The sequence below is a fragment of the Endozoicomonas sp. SESOKO2 genome, assembly GCF_024606245.1.
Taxonomy (GTDB): domain Bacteria; phylum Pseudomonadota; class Gammaproteobacteria; order Pseudomonadales; family Endozoicomonadaceae; genus Endozoicomonas_A.
Map to the genome: position 1 here is coordinate 1 of NZ_JAHHPQ010000079.1, position 17628 is coordinate 17628.

Below are 17628 nucleotides of genomic sequence, written 5' to 3' on the forward strand. Positions count from 1 at the left end.
GCGCTTCTTCGCCCGGAGTGGCATGGAGCTTGATGATATTGCCAGAATGGTCGTTTACTGGATGGCACCCGAAGTTCACTCAAATCAATCTTCCACTGGCAATTCCTTACGAAATCCTCCCCTACAGAAGATTAGGTCCTTGACAGAAAACACACTCATTTTATTGATCTATCCTTGCCTTCTGTAAGTCAAAAAGTAAGGATAGAATTATTAAACAATCTCTCTTTGCAATAATGCTATTGCATTTACTGACGTTATCTGTCGCCTGTCAGGCCCAAGCGTTAACAGAACGTTTTGTAGTCGATCTTGAACAGAATGCAACTTCCCAAAACCAAGGCTTTTCTATAAAGCTTGAGCGCCGCGCGTTGCCAGTCAACTCGTCAGACATTACCGATACAAACGGCTCTGAAAAGTCAGCCTCTCTTCCTGATGACAAACGACACAGACCAGACGGTTACGAGGTAAAAACGACCACTATTGAGTCGCTTCCCTGGCAATGGTCTTACACTACTCATCTGCTAATTGCCTACGAACTGAACCTGACAACGAAGGAAACCCCTCTAAGCTCTCCTTATTCATGGGTACTTATAGAACTAGTTGTCGCTGTTGGTTGGCTTTTGAAAAGCCATTGGAACCCCGACTTCCCGTTACTTAGCCCGGCTGAACGACAAGAGGCAACATCTATGCTGACACAGGGAAATCAACCATTTGAGAGCATCACTATGATGTTGGGTTCTGGACAACAGTCACAAGGGCAGTCATCAAAATCATCCGTTCAGGACACTGCAATAGCACCACTGCACCCGGCAGGCTCTTTCAGCAGCACCTTGAATACTGACTACGGCGGCGGTAACGGTGACCCTCAACACCACCACCATACCCTGGGTTTGAATTGTTTCGTATTTCCCTGTCATGGCATTTGTCAATTCCCGCAATCGTCCATGAGCAGCGAACTCAGTGAATGGTTGCTGAACTCTTATGTAAGCTCATACCCCAATTTGCCTGATGATCATTGCTTTAGTGACATAGGTCACTGGGACATTGAACATTCCCGACAAACCTCGCCTTTCGATGTATTGGTTGATCTCCCTGCTATTCAACTCCAATACGATTCAGACCCACTATTTCCGCCGCAAGCTTATGACATAGGTAGCAACCCAACCACTGGCGGCAACTCTATGGGTGGGAACACCTTAGAAGGGGTCGCCTCAGACAGGGTCGCCTCAGACAGGGTCTCCTCAGACGGGGTCTCCTCAGACGGGGTCTCCTCAGACGGGGTCGCCTCAGACGGGGTCGCCTCAGACTCAGTGGGCTTTAGGGTGGACCGTAACACAGAAGCTGTCGAGCAAACCATCTGTGACCAGATAGTGATCGCAGAAGATGGCCAGCTGCGGCCATCCGACATGATCTGCAAGAGTTCTGTAACCTTATCGGCTCGTGTAAGAAGAACAGCCCGCGACACCAGGAAACGAACCTGTGACGTGGCCGTGGTCACCAACGATGGTCGGCAGCGAATATGCGGAAGAGTCTTCAAGAATGCTCCAGCCCTGTCATGCCATAAAAGCAGATTCCACAGCGGGCAAAAGACCTGCGTGGCAGTGGTCTGGGAGGACGGCCAGCAGCGCCCATGCGGGAGGGTCTTCAAGAATGCTCAAACTATGTGGGATCACAAAAGCAGAGATCACAGTGGGCCACAAACCTGTATGGTGACAGAGATGGGGGAGGATGGGCAGCCGCGACCATGCGGCAGGGTCTGCAAGAATTCTAAAACCCTCTCGTCTCACAAAAGCAGAGCCCACAGCAGAAAAAAAATCTGTCAGGTGATATTGATCGGCGAAGACGGCCAGCCACGACCATGCGGCAAGGTCTGTTTGAATACCTGCGCTCTGTCGGATCACAAACGAGCCAGCCACAGTGAGCAACAAACCTGTTACGCGCCCGTGATCGGTGAAGATGGCCAGCAGCGACCATGCGGAATGGTCCTCAGAAGTGCTAAAACCCTGGCGAGTCACAAAAGAAACGCCCACAGCGGCCAACGAACCTGTAACGTGATCATGGTCGATGAAGACGGTCAGCAGCGGTCATGCGGGAAGGTCTTAAAGCATGCCCAGGCGCTGTCATCCCACAAAAGCAGATACCACACCGGACAACAAACCTGTAATCTGAAGGTGCTTTGGAAAGATGGTCAGCACCGGCTATGCGGGATAGTATTCAAGCATGCCCAGGCCTTGTATCACCACAAAAGAAAAGCCCACACCTATCAACAAACCTGTGACGAGATTGTAACCGGGCAAGATGGCCAGTCACGGCCGTGCGGGGCGGTCTGCAATAACATTCTATCTCTGATGAATCACAAAAGAATACATCGAAAACGCAAGCCTGTTGATCAAAACAATAACCGTGACCTCAGCCCTTGATCTGACAACTGCTCTTTAATGAGATGGTCTATCCTTCCTCTCTGTAAACCAGAATGCAAGGACAGAATCATTAGACATATACTCTTAACGGCACTGTCACTGCTATTGACCCTGGCTGTCGTCTGTCAGGCCCAACCAATGACAGAACATTTTATTGTCGAGTTTGAACAGAAAGCAAATTCTTCATCCCAGAGCATTTCTATAAAACGTGGTCGGCTTACTTTTCCGGGCACACCACCAGATATTACCAACACAAGCGGCAATGCAGGAACGGACTCTCCCCCTGATGTCAAATCACAGAGACCCGGCGGTTATGGGGTAAGAACGACCTTGACTGAGTCAATTTTGCGGCAATTAATTTATGCCACTCATCTACTGGTTGGTTACGAACTGAGCCTGACCACCAAAGAGTCTCCCCTGTGCCTCATCCCTTATTCATGGTTTCCTTTAGAGGCGGTTGTCGCTGTTGGGTGGCTTTTAAAAAACCATTGGAAGCCCATTTCATCATTTCTTAACACGATTGAACAACAAGAAACGAGTCAGGATAAACCGTTTGCCATCATCACTATGGTGCATGGCTCTGGGCATGACCAACAAAAAGACCAAACATCAGAATTATCCGGCCTGCAAGCCCCTGCAACCAACATTCACCCTACGGGCTCTTTCACTGCCCTCCTTTATTCTGGCTCTGGCGGCGGCATCGGAGGCCCTCAGGAACACTCACATACTTTGGATTTAAATTGTTTCGTCCACCCCTGTCGTGGCGTCTGCCAATTCCGACCGTCATCCGGTAGCAGAAAGCTCGCTAAATGGTCGCTGAATTCCGCAGAAAGTTCGACAGGAGTCACACCCGGACAAGGCTCACGCCCACATCCGTTCGATGGAGACTGTTTTCTTTACTCAAGCCATGCTTATCCTTTATACCCCAGATATTCCCAAGACCCATTGAGCACGGTGGGCGCCTTTACAATGGATACTTCCGGGCCACTCTATTTACCTGATCTTCAGGAAGGGGACGGGATCTCTTCTAATTCTGACACGCTTATACACCCATTTTGGACTTCAGAAACACAAACAACCACTGAGCCATCCCAATTCGGTCAGAGCCAACCTCATCTTTCCCAGACAGCCCCGGTACAGGCCTCTGGTGCCACTAAGAATGTTATGTTCGGATCGACAGATCGCCAACAAACCCTGTTGGATTGTAAAAGCAACTGCAACAGCAAGCAAAAAACCTGTACCTTGATCGTAGTCGGGGAAAAAGGTCAGACCCGGCTATGCGGAAAGACTTGCAAGAATAGTGGAGCCCTGGCGGATCACAGAAGGAAAGACCACAGCGGACGACTAATCTGTCAGTTTACTATGGTCGGTAAGGATGGCCAGCGGCAGCTATGTGGAATAACCTTCAAGAACGCTCTATCTTTGTCATCTCACAAAAGTAGAATCCATAGTGGACAACGAACCTGTGTCGATAACGTGGTCGGGAAGGATGGTAAGCCGCGACCTTGCGGAATGGTCTGCAAGAATGCTGGCACTCTGACGGATCACAAAAGAAGAGAGCACAGCGGACAACAAATCTGCGTCAAAACAGTAATCGGAGCGGATGGCGTGATGCACCCGTGCGATACGGTCTGCAGTAGTAGCAGAGCCTTGTCGGATCACAAAAGAAAAGACCACACCGAGCGACAAGTCTGTAAAGTGGCGGTGTTCGGGGAAGATGGTCTGTTGAGACGATGCGGAAAAGTCTACAGGAATGCTCAAGCCCTGTCGGATCACAAAAGAAGTAACCACACCAGCCAACAAACCTGTGACGTAAAAGTGGTCGGAGTCGATGGCAAGCAGTGGCCATGCGGAAAGGTTTGCAAAAATTCCAGAGCCCTGACGGATCACAGAAAAATACATCGAAAACGCAAGCTTTGTGGTGTGAATAAGGACAGTGACCACAGCCCCCAAAAAGAAAGTGTGAGTAACAATTGATCTAATACCCCATGAATAGAAATACAAAAAGGCACTGCTCGTCTAAAAGAGCGCCCAAAGAGATCCATCTATCCGCGAGATGACTCGTGATCACGCTGTCCGGGTTCGCCAACGAATGCATTAACACTTCAATGGTTTTATATAATAAGGCCTTTAACAGAAAAACACGCTTATTCTCTTGATCTATCCTTGCTCAGTAAACCAGAACGCAAGGATAGAATGATTAAACATTTACTCTCTGCAACACTGCTTTTGCTGCTCATCCTGTTGCCTGTCACCAACAAGGCTCAATCGTTGACAAGACATTTTGTTGTCGAGTTTGAACAGAAAACAGATTCTCCAAACCAGAGCTTTTCTATAAAGCGTGACCGGTATACGTTGCCGGACAATCAGTCAGACATTGACGGCACCAACGTCGATCCGGGATCAGATTCGCCGCCTGACGACCAACCGCACAGACTGAGCGGCTGCGGAGTAAAAACAACCATTATTAAGTCGATTGCATGGCCATGGTTCTACACAACCCATCTACTGGCCGGTTGCGAACCGATCCTGATCAAAAACGCCGCTCTGAGCTCCAGCCTTTATTCACGGACTCCTGTTGAAGTGTTTGTTGCTGTCGGTTGGCTTTTAAGAAGCTATTGGAGCCCAGATTCACCGCTGTTTAAACCGATGGAACAACAAGAGGCAAGACCTGTGCTGACACCGGGGGATCATTCGTTTGTGACAATCATTACTATGTCGGGCTATAGACAAGACCAACCACAAGCCCGGGCATTAGAACCATCGGGGCAGCGAGCCCCGGGAGCCGCCGAACCTGCAGGCTATTTCATTAGCCTCTTCTATTCTGACTCAGGCGGCGGCAACGGAGGCCCTCAAAAACCTCTACATACCCTGGACTTAAATTGTTTCGTCTTTCCCTGTTATGGTATTTGTCGATTCCGACTCTCACCCGACTGTAGACAGCTCACTGAATGGTCGCTTAATTCCGCAGACAGTTCGACGGTTCATACAGAAACAACACCCGGACGAAGCTCATGCCCCCATTCGGCCAATGGACGCTGTCTTCGTTGCTTAGGCTATGTTGATCCTGTAAACACCACATATTCCCAGCACTCATCGAGCACGGTGTACGGCTGTACAACGGAGACTTCCGAGTCGTTCTATTTACCTGAACTTCTCGAAGAAATCGGGATTTCTTTTACATTTCCCCAGTCCACTCCCCCAGTGGTGACTTCAGAAACAGGACAAACAACCACCGAATCATCCCAATTGGGTCAGACCCAATCTCATCTTTCCCGGGCAGACACAGCACAAGCCCTGATAACACACGAGACTGCTGAATTAACAAAGACACCTTGCCGACGAACACTGTCGCATCACAAACGAAATGTCGGCGGCAGGTCAAGAACCTGCAATGTGATCATTGCCGGGAAGGATGGTCAGTTGTGGCCATGCCGGAAGACCTGCAAAAATACTCAAGCCCTGGGGGATCACAAAAGAAACGCCCATAGCAAACCACTAACCTGTGACGAAACAGTGTTCGGAGAGGATGGCCAGCTGCGACCATGCGGGAAGGTTCTCAGGAATGTTTACGCCTTGCGGGATCATAAAAAAAGAGACCATACCGGGCCACAAACCTGCGGTGTGATTATGCTCGGGAAGGATGGCCAGATGCGACCATGCGGGACGTTCAGCAAAAACGCTCGCGCCCTGAAGGATCACACGAGAAGAGCGCACATCCGGCAAACAACCTGTACCGTGAGCGTGCTCGGGGAGGATGGTCAGCAACGGCCATGCGGGAAAGCCTGCCTGGGCACTATAGCCCTCGGTGATCACAAAAGAAAAGAACACTGCGGAAAACAAACCTGTGTCATGAGCGTGGTCGGTAAGGATGACCAGCCGCGGCCATGCGGCAAGGTCTGTAAGAATAGAAAAGCTCTGGCGTCTCACAAAAGCAGGTATCACACAGGGCGCAAAACCTGCAACAAGACAGTAGTCGGAGAGGATGGTCATCAACGGGCATGCGGGAAAGTCTGCCAGAATGCTCGTGCCTTGGCAGATCACAGATCAAAAACCCACACCGGGCCAAAAGCCTGCGACAGGAAAGTGGTTGGGGAGGATGGCAAGCTGCGACCATGCGTAAAGGTTTGCAAGGATGCCAAAAGTCTGTCAGATCACAAAAGCAAATTCCACAGCAGTCAGAAAGCTTGTGACGTGACAGTGGTCAGGGAAGATGGCCAGCAGCAGCCATGCGGGAAGGTCTGCAAGAATGTTCAAGCACTGTCGAATCACAAAAAAGTGCATCAAAAACCCAAGCCTGTTGCTCTGGACCGTAATGATGCCCCTGGTCTTTGATCTGACTCCAGCCCTTTCATGAGGTGTTTCCCGGCGCTGACTTTGATTTTTAACAAAAGTTTCTTGCTCTGTAGGGGACAATTTCGAGACAAAGCACCTTAAAACCCCTCTTGGCTGGCATCAATCCCGTATTGACCTTAATTACGCTGGTTATTTTTGGTCTCATCCAGATGGGTTCAGTCAACCTGTCCCGTACTGCCCCAACTATGGGGCACCGAGACCGACTCCGCGCGTTAACGTCTCAAGCGCTTCTTCGACCGGAGTGGCATGGAGCTTGATGATATTGCCAGAATGGTCGTTAAATGGATGGTGTCTTTTATATCAAGATTCGTTACGAAATTGTCCCCTACAAAGAGCTTTTTGGTAGGAAACACATTTTTTTTCTTGATCTATCCTTCTTTTCTGTAAACGTGAACGCAAGGATAGAATCATTAAACACTCACTCTTTATGGTAATGTTGATACTGCTACAGATGTCGTTTGTCATCTGTCAGGCTCAAACGTTGACAAGACATTTTGTTGTTGAGTTTGAACAGAAAAAAGGTTCTCCCAACCAGAGCTTTTCTATAAAGCGTGGCCAACATATATTGCCAGACAGCCCGTCAGACACGACCGACATAAACGACCATGCAGTACTGGATTCAACACCTTATAACAAAAATGACTGCTGGATAAAAACGACACTTATTGAGTCGATTTCATGGCGATGGCTTCATGCCACACACCTGTTAGTGGGTTACGAACTGATACTGACTACCAAAAACATCTCTCCAAACTCAGCTCCTTATTCATGGCTACCTGAAGAAGTGTTTGTCGCTGTCGGCTGGCTTTTAAAAAACTATTGGAACCCGGCATCACCGTTTTTTAACCCGATCAAACAAAAAGAGACCAGTCAGGATCAACCCTCTGCCACCATGACTATGATGCCGGGTTCTGGACATAACCCACCACAAGGTCAGCAAATAGAATCATCCTGTCAGATAACTTCAGGAGCAACCACTCAACTGACTGGCTCTTTTACCCACCCACTGAATACTACTGACTATGATGGCGGTAACGGAAATCCTCAAGAACACTCTCATACTTTGGGATTAAATTGTTTCCTCCATCCCTGTCATGGCATTTGCAGTTACCGACCATCATCCGATGACAGAAGGTCCAATAATTGGCCGCTAAATGCTGAAGAAAGTTCGACAGACAAATCTTCACAGTTAATGAGTGCAAAAGCAGTCTGTATAACTGACCCTGTCGAGCCACTCAGTAAGCCAAGGCAATGGAGTTTGCTTGTCGCCGCTAATGACTCGATTATAATCCACGGGTTACTCAGTCTGAGTAATAATACACTTCCTGAAAAAAACAGGGTTTCCTGTTCGCTGACCGATTCCACATATCCAATGGGGACTTCACCTGATTGCCAACAAGCCCTACCGAACCGCAAAAGAACAGACAGCACCGGGCAACAAACCTGTGGCGAGACGGCGGACATGAAGAACGGTCAGCAACGACCATGTGGAAGGCTCTTCAACAGTATTAAAGCCCTCTCGGATCACAAAAGAAGATGCCACACCGGACAAAAAATCTGCGACGCAACAGTGGTCGGGAAGGATGGCCAGCAGCGGCCATGCGGCAATGTCTGCAGAAGTGCCCTGGCCCTGACGGATCACAAAAGCAGATACCACACCGGGCAAAAAATCTGTAACCTGCTCGCGGTAGGGAAGGATGGTCAGCAAAAATGTGGAATGGTCTTTAAGAATGCTGTACTAATGGCAAATCACAAAAAAAACACCACACCGGGCAAAAGCCTTTGGCGAAACAGTGGTCGGGGAAGACGGCCAGCAGCGGCAATGCACAAAGGTCTGCAAAAATGCCAGAGCCCTTCTGGATCACAAAAGAAGACATCGAAAACGCAAACCTGTTGATCTTGCCCCCAACCCTTGATTTGACACCCTCCCTTTAATAAGGTTTTTCGCAGTGCTGACTTTGGTTTTTAACAAAAGGTTTTTGATAGAAAAACAGACTCCTTTTCTTGATCTATCCTTCCTCTCTGTTAACCAGAATGCAGCGATAGAATTATTAAACACTCATTCTTTGTGGTACTGCTATTTTTACTACAATTGTCGTTTTCAACCTGTCAGGCTCAACCGCTGACGAGACGCTTTGTTGTCGAGTTTGAGCAGAAAGCAGGTTCTCCAGACCAGATCTTTTCTGTAAAGCGTGACCGGCAAACGCTGCCAGACAGCCCAGCAGATATTACCAACAAGGACGGTTATGAAGAATCAGATTCATCGCCTGATGACAAATCAGTTTACGGGGCAAAAACAACCCTTATTGAATCGAATTTCTGGCTATGGCTTTATGCCACTCATCTGTTGGTGGGTTACGGACCGATCCTGACCACCGAAAACCTTCCTTCAAATTCCACCCCTTATTCATGGTTACCTGCAGAAGTGGTTGTTGTCCTCGGCTGGCTTTTAAAAAACTATTGGAACTCCGATTTGCCGTCGTTTAACCTGATCAAACAACAAGAGGCAACATCTTTACTGAAACAGGGAAATCACTTGTTTGCCACCATCACAATGATGTTGGCCTCAGGACATAGCAAACCACAAAACCAACCACCGGGATCATCCAGTCAGGAAACCTCAGGGGCAACCACCCGCCTTACAGGCTCTTTCATCAGCCCCCTGAATACTACTGATTATGACGGTGGTAACGGAGGTTCTCAACAACACTCACATACTTTGGGTTTAAATTGTTTCGTCCATCCCTGTCATGACGTTTGTATTTTTCGACCATCATCCGATAGCGGAGAGCCCGCCGATCGTCCGCCGAACGCCGGACAAAGCCCATGCGCCCATTTGGCCAATGGATACTGCTTTAGCTGCATGAGTCATTTTGGTTCTGTAATCGGTACACGTCAGCAGCAAACCGCGCCTTTAGACATATGGCAAGATATCCCTGCCATTGAACGTCAATACGATTTTGGTCAACTATTTCAATCTCAACCGCAGCAGCAACAGCCGCATAGCATTGATGCCCCCCCAGCCAATAACAGTGATCCTGGAGATGAACTCACCTTAGATTCATTGAGAGCAGAGACAAGCTTTACAACTGACGCTGCCGGGCAATCAGCCTGTGACGCGACAGTATCCGGAGAGGACAGCCAGCTGTGCCCATGCGGGAGGATCTGCAATAGTGCCAAAGCTCTGTCAGTTCACAAAAGCAAATACCACACCGGGCAACAAACCTGTTACCTGATGGTGGAGCGGGAGGATGGTCAGCAACAGCCATGCGGAAAGGTCTGCAAGCATGCCAAAGCCCTGTCGGATCACAAAAGAATTGCCCATACCGGGCAAAAGATCTGTGATGTGATGGTGGTCTGGGAGGATGGCCACCAGAGACCATGTGGGACACTCAGCAAAAATCTGCAAGCTCTCTCTACTCACAAAAACAGATATCACAGCGGGCAAAGAGTCTGTGACGTGATGGTGCAACGGGAGGATGGTCAGCAACGGCTATGCGGAAAGATCTGCAAAAATGTTCAAGCCCTGCGGCTTCACAGAGGAAATGGGCATAGTGAGCAAAAAAACTGTGACGTAACAGTGGTTGGAGAAGATGGCCAACCGCGGCCATGCGGAAGGGTCTGGGGAAAGCACATAACCCTGTCCAACCACAAAAGCGGTTACCACACCGGACACAAAACCTGTCACGTGGCAGTGACAGGGGAGGATGGTCAGCAGAGGCCATGTGGGAAGATAAGCAAAAATGCCAAAGCACTGACAACTCACAAAAGCAGATACCACAGCGGGCAAAGAACCTGTCACGAAACGGTAGTCGGGGAGGATGGTCAGCGGTGGCTATGCTGCAAGGTCTGCAAGAATAATCGAGCCCTTTACGACCACAAAAGCAGATGCCACACCGGGCAGCAAACCTGTAATGAAACAGTGGTCGGAGCGGATGACCAGCAGCGGCTATGTGGAAAGGTCTGCAGCAGTGCTAAAGCCCTCATGAATCACAAAAGAGTACATCTAAAACGCAAAACTGTTGATTAGGAGCTGAATATTGACCGCGACTATGCTGAAAGATCTGCAACAATGCTAAAACCTTTTCGGACCACAAAAGAATGTATCCAAAACGCAAGTCTTATGATGTGGACCAGGGTGGATAGAGTTATTAAGCACTCTCTCTTTTCGGCATTACTGCTGACACTGTTATCGTCTGCCTTCTGTCAAGCCAAAGTATTGACAGAATATTTTATTGTCGACGTAGAACAGAAGGCAGTTTTTTCAAATCAGGGATTTTTTGTAAAACATGCCCAGAACACACTGCCAGACAGCCAGTCAGATATTGCCAACAAAAACGACTATTCAGGATCAGGTTCGACGCTTGATAACAACCGGCACCGAACTTTCAGTTACAGGATAAGAAGATCCCTTATTGATTCGATTTCCTGGCAATGGCTTTACGCCAGTTATCTGCTGATTGCCTACGAAGTGATCCTGACCAACAAAGACGCCCCTCAGAGCTTCACCTCTTATTCATCGCTACCTGAAGAATTGCTTGTCGTTGTCGTCTGGCTTTTTCAAAGCTATTGGAACCACGATTCACCACTGTTTAACCCAATTGAACAAGAGACGAACCAGAATCACCCGTTTGCGATCACCACTATGATGTATGGCTCTGAACAAGACCAACAACAAAGTCAGCCATCAGAATCATCAGCGCAGCATACCCCAATAGCAACTGTCCACTTTACAGGCCCTTTCACTCACCTCTTGTATTCTGAATCTGACGACGGTAACAGAAAAGATCCCCAACAACACTCACACACTTTAGGCTTAAATTGTTTCGTCCATAGCTGTCGTGGCGTTTGTAATTTCCGACCATCATCCGATAGCAGAGCATCGAATTCTGATGAACAATGTGAGCCACAGGCTCATGACATTGATGAAAACTCCATAAGCGAGGTCGCCTCAGACTCGATGAGTGCAGGCATCGTCCATAAAACCTTAGATAGCGGGCCATTCAATAATAATTTGACCATACTCGGCAATTTGTCTTTCAATACTAATGATTTTGTAGTCAATGATGAGTCACCCGGCCTACAGAGTCTTCTCGAAAATGACCAGTTTTTCTTTACGCTTATCCATCCAAAAACACAACAAATAAATACTGAATCAACCCAATTTAGTCGGGGCCAACCCCACCTTTTCCAGACAGGCGCAGTCCAGACCTCAGACCACAATGGGCAAACAAACTGGGAAGTAACAGTGGTTGAGGAGGGTGGCCAGCAGCGCCCATGTGGGACAGTCCGCAAGAATGCTAAAGTCCTGTTGAATCACAGAAGCAGAGACTACTCCGGGCAACAAATCTGTCACGTGACCGTGGTTGGGAAGGATGGTCGGCAGCGACCATGTGGGACCGTCTGCAAGAATGCTCGGGTCCTCTCTTCTCACAAAAGCAACATCCACAGCGGACGAAAAACCTGTGGCGTGACTTTAGTCGGAGCGGATGGCCAACAGCGGCTATGTGGAAAGGTCTGCAGGAATGCCCAATCTCTTTCGTATCACAAAATGAAAGCCCACTGCAGGCACAAAACCTGCGAAGTGGCTTTAGTCGGGGAGGATGGTCAGCGACGGCTATGCGGGAGGACCTACAGAACTGCTCGCGATCTGGCGGATCACAAAAGAAGAGAGCACAGCGGGCAACAGATCTGTGACGCAACCGTGATCACAAAAGATGGCCATCAGCGATCATGCGGGAACGTCTGCAATAATCTGAGAACTTTGTTGGATCACAAAAGAAAACTCCACTCAGGGCAAAAAACCTGTGACAAAACTGTGTTTGGAGCGGATGGCCAGCAGCGTTCATGCGGTGCAGTCTGCAAGAGTGCTCAAGCCCTGTCGGATCATAGAAGGAGACATCACTCCGGGCAAAAAACCTGCGATGAAACTGTGGTCGGGAAGCTTGGCCAGCAGCAGTCATGTGGGGTGGACTGCAGGAGTATTCAAGCCCTGTCGGATCACAAAAGGAGACTTCACTCCGGGCAAAAAACCTGCGACGTAACATTGGTCGGGCCTGATGGGGTTCAATACCCGTGCGGTAAAGTCTGCAAGAGTGCTAAAGTTCTGTCTGAGCACAAAAGAATGCACCGAAAACGCAAGCCTTTTGATGTAAGCCAGGACAATGCACCGAGTTCTCAGGAGGGTAAAGTGAAGATGTGAAGATCTGGTCTGGCAACTGACCTTTCACAAGTTTTTGCCCAGTACAACCTTTAGTTTCCAGCAAAGGATCTTAGAAAGGAAAACACGTTTATTTTCTTGATCTATCCTATCCCTCTGGCCACTGGAACAAATGGATAGAATTATTAGACACTCATTCTTAACGGCACTGCTGTTTCTGGTATTGTTGTTGTCTGTCGCCTGTCAGGCCGAACCCTTGGCAGAACGGTTTATTGCCACGTTTGAACACAATGCAGCATTTCCAAACCACAGCTTTTCTATAAAGCATGGCCTGAGTACATTATTCGGCAACCCGTCAGACATCACTGACACAAAGGACTATACAAGACTGGATTTAACGCCTGATGACAGACGACACAGATTTAACAGTTACCGGGTAAAAACGACTCTTATTGAATCAATTTCATGGCAATGGATTTACGCCACTCATCTGTTGGTCGGTTACGAACTGATCCAGACCACCAACTCCCTTCTGAGCTCCCACCCTTACTCATGTTTACCTGTAGAAGTCTTCGTTGTTATCGTCGGCTGGCTCTTGAAAAGCTCTTTGAACCCCGATTCAACTTCGTTTAACCCGATTGAACAACAAGAAGTAACAGCTATGCGGACACGGGAGGACCACCCGTTTGCCACCATCACTATGATGTTTGGCTCTGGTCAGAACCAACAACCACAGCAGCTGGCAGAATCATTGGGCCAGCAAGCCCCGGGAGCCAACAGCCATCTTATAGACTCTTTCATCAGCTTCCTGTTTTCGGGCTCTGGCGGCGGAAACGGAGGCTCTCAACAACTTCTGCATACTTTCGGTTTAAATTGTTTCGTCTTCCCCTGTTTTGGCGTTTGCATGTTCCGGCCATTATCGGATGAACCCACTCAGTGGCCGCTGAATTGCGAAGCAAATTCGACAGGCAACCCTTCACAATTAATAACTACAGAAGGCGCCTGTTCAACTGCCCCTGCCGGGTCACTCAGTGATGATGTGACAATGCACGGGAATTTGCCTGTCACCGATAATGACTCAATGACAGTCGCCAGGTTAATCAGTCTGGGCAATCATAGTCGTCCAGAAGAAAACGGGCCTTCCTTTACGCCTACTCTTTCCACAGGTCCAATGGGGACTTCACCTTCGTGTCGTCTTTCTTCCGGAGGCGCTACCCATTGCCATCAAACCCTGTCGGGTCAAAAAGAAAGAGGCCACATCGAGCCGCAAGCCTGTGACATGATAATGGTCGGAAGAGATGGCCAGCCGCAGCCATGCAAGACGGTCTCCAAGAATGCCAAAGCCCTGTCGGTTCACAAAAGCAACTACCACACCGGGCAAAAAACCTGTAGTTTCACTGTGGTCGGAAGGGATGGCCAACCGCGGCCATGCGGGACCGTCTGCAAGAATGCTCAAGCTCTGTTATATCACAAAAAGAAACACAACACAGAGCAAAAAACCTGCGATGTGATCGTGGTCGGAGAGGATGGTCAGCTGCGGCCATGCAGGAAAGTCTGCAAAAATACTATAACTCTGTGGAATCACAAAAACAGACAACACACAGGGCAACAAACCTGTGAAGTGACTGTGATTGGGAAGGATGGTCAGCCACGGCCATGCGAGGTGGTCTGCAAGAATGCCGGATCTCTGCGGAGTCACAGAAGCAGCGTACACAGCAAGCAAAAAACCTGTGAAATGACAGTGGTTGGAGAGGATGGCCAGCCGCGGCCATGCGGCAAGGTCTGCAAGAATAATCAAAACCTATTCTATCACAAGAGAAGAGACCACAGCGGGCAACAAACCTGCAACCTGACATTAGTCGGAAAGGATGGCAAACCGCGGCCATGCGGGATGATCTGCAAGAATGCTCAATTCATGTCGACTCACAGAAGAAGCGTACACAGCGGGAAAAAAACCTGTGAAACACCAGTCGTCGGGAAGGATGGCCTACAGCGGCAATGCGGGAAGGTCTGCAAGAATGCTAAAGCCCTGTCGGATCACAAAAGAACCCACCACAGCGGCCAAAAAACCTGTGACGCAACAATAGTCGGGGATGATGGCCAGCCGCAGCCGTGCGGGGCTCTCTGCAGGAATTCTCAGGCCCTGTCATCGCACAGAAGCAAAGCCCATAGAAGGCGAAAAACCTGTGAAGTTAAAGTGGTCAGTGAGGATGCTCGGCCACAGCTATGTGAGACAGCCTGCAGGAGTGCTCAAGCCCTGTCGGGTCATAAAACAAGACATCAAAAATGGAAGCCTGATAATAGGGACCAGGGCCCCTGCTCTAAAAAATGCAAATTGCATGAGTAACGGGCTAATCCGGTACATGGCTTCGATGAGTTTTCACCCGGTACAACCTTTGGTTTTTAACAAAGTGTCTTTGACAGAAAAAATACTTATTTTCTTGATCTATCCTTCCTCTCTCTCCACCCGTATGCAAGGTTATAATTATTAGACACTCACTCTTTGCGGCACCGCTGTTGCTGATATTATTGTTGTCTGTCGTCTGTCAGGCTGACTCCTCAACAAAATGGTTTATTATCGAGTTTGAACACAATGCAGTGTTTCCAAACCAGAACTTTTCTATAAATCGTAGCCTGATTACATTGCCGGTCAATCCGCCAGACACTATCGAAACAAACGACTACGCCGGACTGTATTTAGCGACTGATGATAAACAACAAAGGTTTAACAGTTACGAGGTAAAAATGACTCTAACTGCATCGATTCCATGGCAATGGCTTTACGCCACTCATCTGCTGACGGGTTACGAACTGATCCTGACCACCAAAAACACCTTTATGAGCGCCACCCCTTATTCATGGCTGGCCATAGAAGTAGTTGTTGCTATCGGCTGGCTTTTGAACAGTGATTGGAACCTCGATTTACCGTCGTTTAACCCAATCGAACCACAAGAACCAACATCTATGCTGACACGGGGAGCTGATCCGTTTGCCATCATCACTATGGTGCCTGACTATAGCCATAACCAGCAACCACAACAGCTATCAGAATCATCTGGAAAGCAAGCTCCGGGAGCTACCAGCCACCTTGCGGGCTCTTTCACCAGCCTCCGCTATTCTGGCTCTGTTGGCGGTAACGGAGGCCCTCAGCAAACTCAACATACTTTAGGTTTCAATTGTTTCATCTTCCCCTGTCATGGAGTTTGCAGTTTCCGGCCATCATCCGGGAACAGAGGAGCCAGTGCATGGCCGCTGAATCCCGTAGCAAATTCGACAGACAAGCCTACTCTCTTAATAAGTGCAGAAGCTGCCTGTCCAACTGGCCCTGTGGGATCACTGAATGATGATGTGACAATGCAAGGGAATTCTCACATTACCGCTGATGACTCAATTATAATCGTCGGGTTACTCAGTCTGAGCAATCATATTCTTCCAGAAGAAAACGGGACTTCCTGTACACTTGCACATCCCAGACACCCAATCGGAACTTCTCCTTCAGGCCGCCTTTCTTCCGGAGGGGCTGCCTATGACCTACAAGCCCCGTCGGATCAGAAAAGCAAAGCCCACATTGGACCACAAACCTGTGATGTGACCCTGGTCGGGAGGGATGGTCAGCAGCGGCCGTGCGGAAAGGTCTACAAGAATGCTCAGAGCCTGTCGGTCCATAAAAGCAGCTATCACACCGGGCAAAAAGTCTGTGGCGTCACCCTGGTCGAAGGGGAAGGTCAGTCGCGGTTATGCGGGACAGTCTGTAAGAATGCTCAAGCTCTGTGGAATCACAAAAAGAAACACCAAACAGAGCAAAAAACCTGTGAAAAAATCGTGATTGGGAAGGATGGCCAGCCGCGATCATGCGGGACAGTCTGTAAGAATGTTCAAGCTCTGTGCAATCACAAATACAGATACCACTCAGAGCAAAAAACCTGTGAAGTGACGGTGATCGGAAAGAATGGCCAGCCACAGCCATGCGGGATGATCTGCAAGAATGTTCAATCTCTGTCGACCCACAAAAGAGGCGTACACAGCGGGCAACAAACCTGTGACAGAACAGTCTTCGGGAAAAATGGCCTACAGCAGCCGTGCGGGAAAGTTTGCAAAAGTTCTCTGGCCCTTTCACATCACAAACACAAAGTCCACAGCGGACAAAAAACCTGTGACATAATCACGACCACAAAGGATCATCAGCTGCTAACCTGCGGGAAGGTCTGCAAGAGTGCTAAAGCCCTGCTGGATCACAAAAGAAACTGCCACAGCGGGCAAAAAACCTGTGACGCAGAAATAGTCGGGGATGATGACCAGCCGCGGCCGTGCGGGGCTCTCTGCAAGAGTTCTCAGGCCCTGTCGTTGCACAAAAGCAAAGCTCACAGCAGGCGAAAAACCTGTGAAGTGACAGTGATCAGAGAGAATGCCCAGCTACAGCCACGCGGGACAGTCTGCAAGAGCACTCAAACCCTGTCAGATCATAAACAAAGAGATCGAAAACGCAGGCCTGATAGTACGTACCAGGATTATGGCCCCAGCCCTAAAGAAAGCAAAGTAACTAAGTAACGGGCGGATCCGGTACATGGCTTCAACGATGTTTTTTACCGGTGACACTTTTGCTTTTAAGAAAAGGTCTTTGCTAGCAGCCTGTCGGAATCAAGCGTCCGTAGCGAGGATTGCAAGAAATTGAGGATAAAAATTTCTGCTTCTGAG

9 protein-coding genes are annotated in these 17628 nt (G+C 48.9%); all 9 read left to right on the forward strand.

The window, feature by feature from the left end; genetic code table 11:
* Nucleotides 1–187, forward strand: a 187-nt coding sequence (locus KDK17_RS02085; RefSeq protein WP_257287230.1) for a hypothetical protein, incomplete at its 5' end; no start/stop codon positions are given.
* Nucleotides 188–233: 46 nt separating this feature from the next.
* Nucleotides 234–2417 carry a hypothetical protein gene (locus tag KDK17_RS02090; protein WP_257287231.1) on the forward strand — a complete coding sequence of 728 codons (2184 nt, stop codon included), beginning with the start codon at nt 234–236 and terminating at the stop codon, nt 2415–2417.
* A 138-nt stretch (nt 2418–2555) separates the two neighbouring features.
* Entirely contained in the window at nt 2556–4394 is a 1839-nt protein-coding gene (locus KDK17_RS02095; RefSeq protein ID WP_257276314.1) for a hypothetical protein, read from the forward strand.
* Nucleotides 4395–4613: 219 nt separating this feature from the next.
* Nucleotides 4614–6752 (forward strand): hypothetical protein, encoded by a 2139-nt coding sequence (locus tag KDK17_RS02100; RefSeq protein ID WP_257281754.1) that lies wholly within the window; start codon nt 4614–4616, stop codon nt 6750–6752.
* 454 nt (nt 6753–7206) lie between these two features.
* Complete coding sequence (locus tag KDK17_RS02105) at nt 7207–8670, forward strand: hypothetical protein (RefSeq protein ID WP_257287232.1); 1464 nt, start codon at nt 7207–7209, stop codon at nt 8668–8670.
* Nucleotides 8671–8865: 195 nt separating this feature from the next.
* Nucleotides 8866–10803 (forward strand): hypothetical protein, encoded by a 1938-nt coding sequence (locus KDK17_RS02110; RefSeq protein ID WP_257287233.1) that lies wholly within the window; start codon nt 8866–8868, stop codon nt 10801–10803.
* 108 nt (nt 10804–10911) lie between these two features.
* Complete coding sequence (locus KDK17_RS02115) at nt 10912–12975, forward strand: hypothetical protein (RefSeq protein ID WP_257276310.1); 2064 nt, start codon at nt 10912–10914, stop codon at nt 12973–12975.
* A gap of 130 nt (nt 12976–13105) precedes the next feature.
* Entirely contained in the window at nt 13106–15280 is a 2175-nt protein-coding gene (locus KDK17_RS02120) for a hypothetical protein (protein ID WP_257276309.1), read from the forward strand.
* Between the two features lie 170 nt (nt 15281–15450).
* Nucleotides 15451–17481: a hypothetical protein gene (locus KDK17_RS02125; protein ID WP_257287234.1), complete on the forward strand. Its 2031-nt coding sequence runs from the start codon at nt 15451–15453 to the stop codon at nt 17479–17481.
* The last annotated feature ends 147 nt before the right edge of the window (nt 17482–17628 follow it).